The organism is Virgibacillus tibetensis, assembly GCF_036026595.1.
Taxonomy (GTDB): domain Bacteria; phylum Bacillota; class Bacilli; order Bacillales; family Amphibacillaceae; genus Virgibacillus_P; species Virgibacillus_P tibetensis.
In genome coordinates this window covers 43,726-51,488 of record NZ_JARZFX010000019.1, presented here as the reverse complement: position 1 = coordinate 51,488, position 7,763 = coordinate 43,726, and the positions used below count along the sequence as shown (strand labels likewise).

The following is a 7,763-nucleotide window of genomic DNA, read 5'->3' as shown; positions in this document are numbered from 1 at the left end:
TTCTTATATTTATTTTCAAAATTGCTTATTAAATTAAAGCACCCATTTTAAGTGATTTTTTTCATATACAAAACCCATACAGTATTTATTCAATCAAGTTTCTAAAAAACTCATATAGTTCATCAACACTATATCCTTTAAAAATAAGCTCTTCTCCATCAAACACAAGCATGGCTGGAAACTGTTGAATGTCCAATTCTTCTTTATAATCTACAATAAATTTTTCATCATAAGGTACCCATGCAGCTGAAGCTCTGTGTTCTGTCCCCTCCAATATATTCATTACATTTTCATAGACAGTTTCTTGCATCTCCATAGGTAGCGTTTCCCCATCCTTATACATGATGACAATATTCATTCCATCTGTATGCGATAGAAGCCGTGAATACTTTTCTTCATAAGTCATTTCTAATAAAATAATTTCGTCTGGATGACCTTCGAAGCCATCCTCACTTGGCGGATTAACTAACACTTTTTGTCCCTTTTTTATATCATCAATTGATGTCTCATTATCCTTTTCAGATTTTATGACAGTTTTATCGGTTATCTTAGCTTTATATGAATAGCCCTCATCTGTCATAACAGGACCTTTTCTATCTCGCTTTTCCCATTCAGAAATGTCAACAACTATAGTACTCCCGCTTTTATTCACTTCTGAAACAGTACCTATCATTTTATCATCTTCATAATGACCATAGGGATACTCTCCATTATCTTCCGCACTTTCCCCACATGCTGAAATAAATGACATGGTAAATATGAATATCATTGACAACAAAATTCTTCGTAACAAATGGTTTCCTCCTCTCTATTGATTGCACTCTTAACCGTTATATTTCTTCTTCCACAATCCTGCCTCATTAGTGATACAAAAAGTAAACAGGAATTGTCATTTATGAAGATTCCTGTTGTTTAACTATTGCACCCCTTACTTTACGTATACCTTTTCACAAACTACTTCCACAATTTATCTAATGTATTCGAATAGAAATCAATTGCCTTTTTATAACTTAAAATTTTTTCGTCTGTTGTTGTATCTATTAAGCATTTTAGTAACAACTCCATCGCTTCACTATGTTCGTTTAAATTATATAAGGTCATAGAATAGAATGTTTGAATTGCTCTATTGTTTGGAAATGATTCGATTGCCATTTGAAATACCCTTTTGGAATTTTCATATTCTCCTAGTGTTCTGTATGTACTCCCTAATCCTACTAAGGCTCCTTCAAGTTCATTTGAAGACAGTCCTAATTTGATTGCATTTTCGTAAAAAGGCACTGCTTTCGATTCTTCTCCTAATAAATCAAAACTCCAAGCACATTGATAATTAATTGACGCATTATCGGGGAACTTCTGTACCAGTTTCATAAATAATTCGTTAGATTCCTTATGGTCCCCAGCCTTCCGTAAATCAATAGCTCTTTCTAATTCTTTCGCCATTATTTTCACCCTCGATACTTTATCTGTTTGTTTAACTAAACTACGTCGTTAGCACAATAATCGACTGTCCTTATTTAACAATCGCACCAGATTATTAAAGAATTAAATCAATGCTTTTCTTTAATTTGTTTTAGTAATTCTACTATTTCTTGTTGTTGCTTATATCCTTTTCTGAGCTGTCCGTCTATTGATAAAAGAGTAATAACTACTACGATAAAACCTAAAAGTAACCACACTACAACATCCCCCCTACTCCTGCTCTTTCTTATTCAACTATCTGCGTCGTTAGTTTGAGTGTAATCGTTCACAATCTCTGCATTTATTTTAACATAAATATTCATAATAAAGTGAAAACTAAAGATTCCCTATTTACTGGTATATTTATGTAATAATAAATAACTATAATTATTCTTTCGCTTGTTTGTAGGGTTTGTTTTGTGAGTTAATGGATATGTCGCGATAGATCCTGGTGAAAGGAGGCTGAATAATAATGACTACACAAATAAAGGTGATTTTTGTATAAACTTATAAAATCATAGAAGTAAGAAAAAGTTCAACGTGTAAGGAACCATATTCATACCTGAAGTGTGGATTCCCTGCTCCAAAAGCAGGGGTTATTTGTGAAGCGAACTTCCGTCACCCTGCCGAAAACTAAAAGCCTTCCCGGTTGTATGAGAAACAATATTAGCAACATAAGGGAGGTATCATCGTGCATTTTCATATAGATATTTATAAAAGTATCGTTAACGACCGTATGGAACAATTGAAAAAAGAGGCCTGTCAAAATAGAATCGTTACTAAAACTAATCACGCTATCGATAAGAAAAAGAAGAAATACATGATTTTTAGATCGTTTTTTCAAGCCGGAAAAGGCTGAGTGAGTAACAAGGCGAAAGATGGATAAGGGTAACAGATCTCTGGTAAAGAGAAATGTAAAATAAATGGTTTATTTAAACAAAACATGCAGGACTATGGTTCTGGACGAATCAAAGGGGAATCCATTTTGACATGATCAAAGTGGATTCTTTCTGTATTATAATGAACTGAAGGAATGCTTAGGAGTAGGTTTAGATGTATTGGAGGTAGGATCTAGGTGGAAATATATAGTGAAAAATTAAAGCTTGAAGATGCAGAGGCTTTATTTGAATTTGAAATAAATAATCGTTCTTTTTTTGGCAGTTAAGAAAGCATAACCATATTTCTTTCTGCATAAGTGCAACTAAGGCATCGCCCAAATACTTGGCGAATGCCAAGTTTTCTAAAAGAAATGGTTTCAAGTCGTGGTGATGACTATTATGAATACAAGGAATTTAAACAAAGACATCAGAACTTACTTGATGAGCAGGATAGAGAAGAGTCGTACTTCTATTTGATAAAAAGTCAGGGTGGAATCATTGTTGGAAGAATTAATTTGATAGATATTGATACGCATGGAATTGGTCAGTTAGGTTTTAGAGTTGATGAAGCGTATGGGGGCATGGGGCTTGCAGGTAAAAGCGTGAGGTTGCTTTTAAATGAAATGAAAAATCAAATTAAAGTAAAGGAAATACATGCAAAGACAACTACAAACAATTACGCATCTCAAAGGGTTTTAGAGATGAACCATTTCCAAAATCTTGGCTTGAGAGACGATAAGTATAACACATATGACTTTATTCATTATAAGTACATAAAATCATAAGAGATATGTTAAATAGAGCGCTGGCCTTTGTATAGGTTTAGCGCTTATTTTTCATTTTGGTTGAGAATAAGGTCTATATTTCTATTTGATACGTGAACCACTCAGTGAAAACATTCAGGATGAAGATGGAATGGTCGCCAATGCAGGAAAGAACAAGCAGGTGACTATTACCGTGATGCCTGAAAAAGAGGAAGAGCTCGTGGTGGAAGTGGATGTAGTAGAAGATTTTGAATTAGACGGCATTATTATGGGAAAAATACATCGTGATTAACGATTTGAAATTGTAATAGCGTCATCTATAAAAATTAACCAACGGAGATAGAATTATGAATACAAAGTATCAAGCTATATTTGAATCACTTACGTTGCCTTCAGGGGTGACACTTAAGAATCGAGTATTAATGGCTCCAATGACAAACGCGTCTTCTAATGAGGACGGAAGTGTTTCGGAACAAGAACTAGCCTACTATAGGGAAAGTGCTGAGGGCCGTACTTACTTCATTTTGCACATGTCCTACCAAGTGGGATAGGTTTTCCAAACGAAATTGGCACAGATATTGATAAATTAATACCTGGTTTAGCAAAATTAGCTGCAACGATTCATGATCAAGGAGCAAAAGCCATTTTACAAATTTACCATGCCGGTAGAATGGCACGTCCAGATCTACTACCTGATGGGCAACCTATTAGTGCGAGTGCGGTAGCACCAGAACGAGAAGAAGCGATTACACCAAGAGAAATGACGGAAGAAGAAATAAATGAAACGATTACTGCTTTTGGAGAAGCAACAAGAAGGGCAATTAAAGCTGGTTGGGATGGGATGGAAATTCATGGGGCTAATACCTATCTGATTCAACAATTTTTCTCTCCGCACTCTAATCGCAGAACCGACCAATGGAGGGGAAGTGTACAAAAGAGAATGAATTTTTTGATAGGTGCGTAAATTTAGTAAAGTTGTAGAACCCTGAGTTTGTTTTATTTCTCTGGATATAGGTAAGTTGATATAAAATGTTCACTATATCTACCAGTTACATGTTATAATTTAGTATATTTTTTCAATTTAATAGGAGGGTTAACACATGATAACAACAACGGACGAACTTTTTTTGAATTGCTTTCAACTAATAGCGGATCAAATCTTACCAGGAAATATTAGTGTAGAAAAACGAGAGAATGAGTTCAGAAAAGAGAAAGAACTAGTTTTTTCAAGTAACAAGGAATATATAATTATGCGTTATAGAATTCCTCGTAATGAACCGGAAACAGTATCACCAAGTATATCAGCTAGTGAAGGATTAAAAGGAAATGAGGACATTGTTTACAAAATGCTCAAAGCTTTTGTTAACTTTGCAAGGAAAAGTCCCTTTACCAAAATTAAAACAAGAGTAGGACATGATTATCGCTACTCGTTTGTTCCAAAAGGAACTGATCCAATATTAGATTTAGAAGACCAATGTTTACTAAAAGTTTATAAGCAACTCGGTTTTCATGTTGAGTACCATTATTATCAAAAGTTAAATGGCGATATAGTATTAGGCTATAATGTAGAAAAAAGTGTACTTTAATACTTATATTCAAAGTACTTTTTTGGACCTGCTCTTTATTATCTAACGCATCATTTAGTTTAAGTATATTTCCTCACAATAAATGCTTAATATTATTTTGGTAATAAAAAACAGAAAATTAGCAATGTTACCATAACTTAATTTTATTGAAAATAAATTATAAAAACTAAAAGGGGATATGACTATGAATGAATTAATTAGCTTGTTAATTGCTACCGAGGTGATAATACTTATTTAAAAGGAGATAATAAATGGAATTACAAACTCAAAGACTAAAAATCACACCTTGCACAGAAGAGTCATTACAAATTATTTCAGCAACGAATGAATATGGAATTGGTTCTCATATAAATATGTATTTAGAGGAATTAAAAGAGGACTCTACTCATATAGGTTGGGGTGTATGGCTTGTTATCAATAAAGAAGATAACACTATTATTGGCGATATTGGATTTAAAGGCAAACCCAATTCAGAAAAAACTGTTGAAGTAGGATATGGAATTGTACCCTCAGCCCAAAACAAAGGCTATGCAACGGAAGCCGTAAGAGAAATTATAAAGTGGGCTTTCTCATTTAAAAATGTAGAAAAGATAGTCACTGAATGTCAGGGCGATAATGTTGCTTCAATAAGAGTGTGTGTTAGAAAAATTGCATATGAAAAGGATAGAACCCCAAAAAAATATGTTGAAATGGCAATTGAAAAAATAATTTATATTAAATCACAAAATCAAAAAGACGTACAAATGGGTACGTCTTTTTAGTTAACTAAGATTTAGTTATTGAATAATTCCGCCAGTTATTAAAAAGACCCTCGCCACTTACTGTGTTAACGCACCAGATAGTTCAAGAAGAAAAAGATAAATCTTTAATCTCGAATTGGCGGTATAGCCAATCTATTGCGTCTTTAATATTTTCAGCAATGTATTCAATGTCTATATCTTTTATTTTGTCATAGTGTTCGTTTAATGCCGAATTACCTGCACCTGTTTTCACAAGTATTTTAATGCAGTTTGCTTTAGAAGCTGCTACCAAATCACTCCATCTATCTCCAATGACAATACAATTTTCTATGTTTAATTTATATTTCTCTGCTCCTTTGAGAAGCATACCCGTGTTAGGTTTTCTACAACTACAACCTTCATTATGACTATGTGGACAAATAAAAGTATCATCGAAGCCAAATTTAGTGAGTTCGTCAATGAATTCTTGTGAAGTTGCTTTCCCTTCTGATATTCCCGGCTGATTAGTAAATGAAAATACTTTTATTTCATCTTTCTTCAATTTGCTTATTAGTTCTTGAGAATGGGGAAATAATTCAAATGATCCTGGAAAATGTACAGTATCATCTCCACCAATTGTTCCGTCTCGGTCTAAAAATACAGCTTCAATAATACGTTTATTACTCATTAGTACGGTCTCCTTATAATTCAGAATCATTATACATTCAAGCATCTTTAACTATACTTCCTATTTAGCTGAAGAATCCTTATTACTAAAATTCTTATTGTATTAAAGCACCAGTTTGTTTAAATACACTAATTCACAATTTTATTTAAGGTATACTCTTTTATGTCATTATTTTCAATAACAAAGTTGTGTTGGTACTCATTAGGATCAATTATTAACGTTGGCAATAGTCGAGGAATCATAACATCAACACCATAATTATCTTCACTCAAAAGCCAAGTGATTTCTTTCCAATCAAGGATACCCTCATCAGTGGTTTTGGGAGTTAAATATTCATATTCATTTGGAATATCTACTAAATAAATGTGTATTCCACCTTTAAAGGAATTATCAAATTCATAGGTGATGATACCTTTGTATTTAATCTGTTCGATTGATACATCAATCTCAGTTTCTTCTTTTACTTCTCTAATGACACACTGCGTCTCCGTTTCTCCTTCGTCAATTTTTCCACCGACACCATTCCACAATCCTTTTAATGGAGAATATTTACGATTTAACATTAGAATTTTATCCTTCTTTTTAATAAAGCATAAAGTATGCTTATACATAATTCCGCCACCTTTTTCCGTTATACCATTTTATGATTCTGCGACTTTAATATTTAAGTGTAATAGCTAATGTTCCCCATTCCTTTTCTTGTTCAGGAGAATATATATCATATTACCATTTCTTTCAATGTCCAACCTTCACAATCGAACTCTTTAAAGGGAATATCTTTGTACATATCCTGAAATGTATCGTATGTTCTCAGCTCGGTTACCTTAACTTGTAACTTGTCATCTTGCTGCAACGCATGGTACGCCACATATATGGTTCGTTAAGGACAAGAAACTCCTTAGTTGACTATTTGGAGACCATTGTGCATTTTCTTGATTATACAAACGAATATAATTGCTTAGATTTATTTTTAAAAACTCAATTTATTTTAGCAACATTTCTTTAGTCATAAATTCCTCCTAAATCAGTTTAATACTTTGCCCATTATTACTTGTAAATTATCTTCTGAAATAATAGGGGCATCTTTTTTGATGATTTCCCAACCTTTCTTTTTATATAAACTAATTGCAGGTATATTCTCAATGCCTGTTGTTAATACTGCGGTTTTACGATTAATGTTTTCCAACAGAATATCGTGTAATTTACTTGCAATACCAAGACGTTTATAAGAATGGTTTACTGCTAATTCAACAAATTCAAAGCAATTGAATAACCAAGTTTTTATTTCTAGTTCTGATAATTGTTTAGTAATTTTTCCTCTATAAAATTGTTCTGGCAAACTTGTATAGCCGTATGTAAAACCGATTATATTTCCTTTGTTATCTTTGGCTTTTAAACCGATAAAGCCTTCATAACTAGCGTGCTTTTTAATATTTTTTATAGCATTTTCTTTATCTTCAAGTGAATAATCATCTGTCAAAAAAATCGTACAATACAGTTCTCCGATTTTTTCTATGTCAGGGTCGTTATAGTAAAAATGAACAATTTCTATATTTTCCATAATTTAAAATACCTCCCCAAAAGTAAACCTTCTGTAAGAAATGCTTAATTAACTATTCTGCCCCTTTAATGCAATATGCGACTTTTCTTATTTAACAATTGTCAGTTAG

General features: G+C 32.8%; 12 protein-coding genes and 1 pseudogene. 7 read left to right on the top strand and 6 right to left on the bottom strand.

Features of this window, described 5'->3' with window-relative positions:
- Window positions 1–85: 85 nt before the first annotated feature.
- The 3 genes from QGM71_RS20070 to QGM71_RS20060 form a co-directional block, all read right to left on the bottom strand.
- Window positions 86–793 carry a hypothetical protein gene (locus QGM71_RS20070; protein ID WP_327609337.1) on the bottom strand — a complete coding sequence of 236 codons (708 nt, stop codon included), beginning with the start codon at window positions 791–793 and terminating at the stop codon, window positions 86–88.
- A 161-nt stretch (window positions 794–954) separates the two neighbouring features.
- Complete coding sequence (locus QGM71_RS20065; protein ID WP_327609336.1) at window positions 955–1,440, bottom strand: tetratricopeptide repeat protein; 486 nt, start codon at window positions 1,438–1,440, stop codon at window positions 955–957.
- A gap of 107 nt (window positions 1,441–1,547) precedes the next feature.
- Complete coding sequence (locus QGM71_RS20060; RefSeq protein ID WP_327609335.1) at window positions 1,548–1,676, bottom strand: hypothetical protein; 129 nt, start codon at window positions 1,674–1,676, stop codon at window positions 1,548–1,550.
- 473 nt (window positions 1,677–2,149) lie between these two features.
- Between QGM71_RS20060 and QGM71_RS20055 the strand changes: the two genes are divergently transcribed.
- The 7 genes and pseudogenes from QGM71_RS20055 (at window position 2,150) to QGM71_RS20025 (ending at window position 5,394) form a co-directional block, all read left to right on the top strand.
- Window positions 2,150–2,317, top strand: coding sequence for a hypothetical protein (locus QGM71_RS20055; RefSeq protein ID WP_327609334.1), 168 nt, complete (start codon window positions 2,150–2,152; stop codon window positions 2,315–2,317).
- A 369-nt stretch (window positions 2,318–2,686) separates the two neighbouring features.
- Window positions 2,687–3,121, top strand: a complete 435-nt coding sequence (locus tag QGM71_RS20050) for a GNAT family N-acetyltransferase (RefSeq protein ID WP_327609333.1) — start codon at window positions 2,687–2,689, stop codon at window positions 3,119–3,121.
- A gap of 130 nt (window positions 3,122–3,251) precedes the next feature.
- Window positions 3,252–3,392 (top strand): hypothetical protein, encoded by a 141-nt coding sequence (locus tag QGM71_RS20045; RefSeq protein ID WP_327609332.1) that lies wholly within the window; start codon window positions 3,252–3,254, stop codon window positions 3,390–3,392.
- Window positions 3,393–3,447: 55 nt separating this feature from the next.
- The gene (locus tag QGM71_RS20040; RefSeq protein ID WP_327609331.1) at window positions 3,448–3,651 is read left to right on the top strand and encodes an oxidoreductase; all 204 of its coding nucleotides are present in this window, start codon (window positions 3,448–3,450) and stop codon (window positions 3,649–3,651) included.
- On the top strand, window positions 3,648–4,064 hold the full coding sequence (locus QGM71_RS20035; RefSeq protein ID WP_327609341.1) for an oxidoreductase: 417 nt from the start codon (window positions 3,648–3,650) through the stop codon (window positions 4,062–4,064). The genes QGM71_RS20040 and QGM71_RS20035 overlap by 4 nt, the downstream gene beginning before the upstream one ends.
- Window positions 4,065–4,200: 136 nt before the next feature.
- Window positions 4,201–4,686: a hypothetical protein gene (locus QGM71_RS20030; protein WP_327609330.1), complete on the top strand. Its 486-nt coding sequence runs from the start codon at window positions 4,201–4,203 to the stop codon at window positions 4,684–4,686.
- A gap of 251 nt (window positions 4,687–4,937) precedes the next feature.
- Window positions 4,938–5,394, top strand: a pseudogene (locus QGM71_RS20025) (GNAT family N-acetyltransferase).
- A 135-nt stretch (window positions 5,395–5,529) separates the two neighbouring features.
- On the opposite strand, the gene QGM71_RS20020 reads toward QGM71_RS20025, so the two are convergent.
- The 3 genes from QGM71_RS20020 to QGM71_RS20010 all read right to left on the bottom strand — a co-directional run bounded on the left by QGM71_RS20020 (window position 5,530) and on the right by QGM71_RS20010 (window position 7,654).
- Window positions 5,530–6,093 (bottom strand): HAD-IIIA family hydrolase, encoded by a 564-nt coding sequence (locus QGM71_RS20020; RefSeq protein WP_327609329.1) that lies wholly within the window; start codon window positions 6,091–6,093, stop codon window positions 5,530–5,532.
- A 128-nt stretch (window positions 6,094–6,221) separates the two neighbouring features.
- Window positions 6,222–6,704, bottom strand: coding sequence for an NUDIX hydrolase (locus QGM71_RS20015; protein WP_327609328.1), 483 nt, complete (start codon window positions 6,702–6,704; stop codon window positions 6,222–6,224).
- Window positions 6,705–7,117: 413 nt separating this feature from the next.
- On the bottom strand, window positions 7,118–7,654 hold the full coding sequence (locus QGM71_RS20010) for a GNAT family N-acetyltransferase (protein ID WP_327609327.1): 537 nt from the start codon (window positions 7,652–7,654) through the stop codon (window positions 7,118–7,120).
- Between the last annotated feature and the right edge of the window lie 109 nt (window positions 7,655–7,763).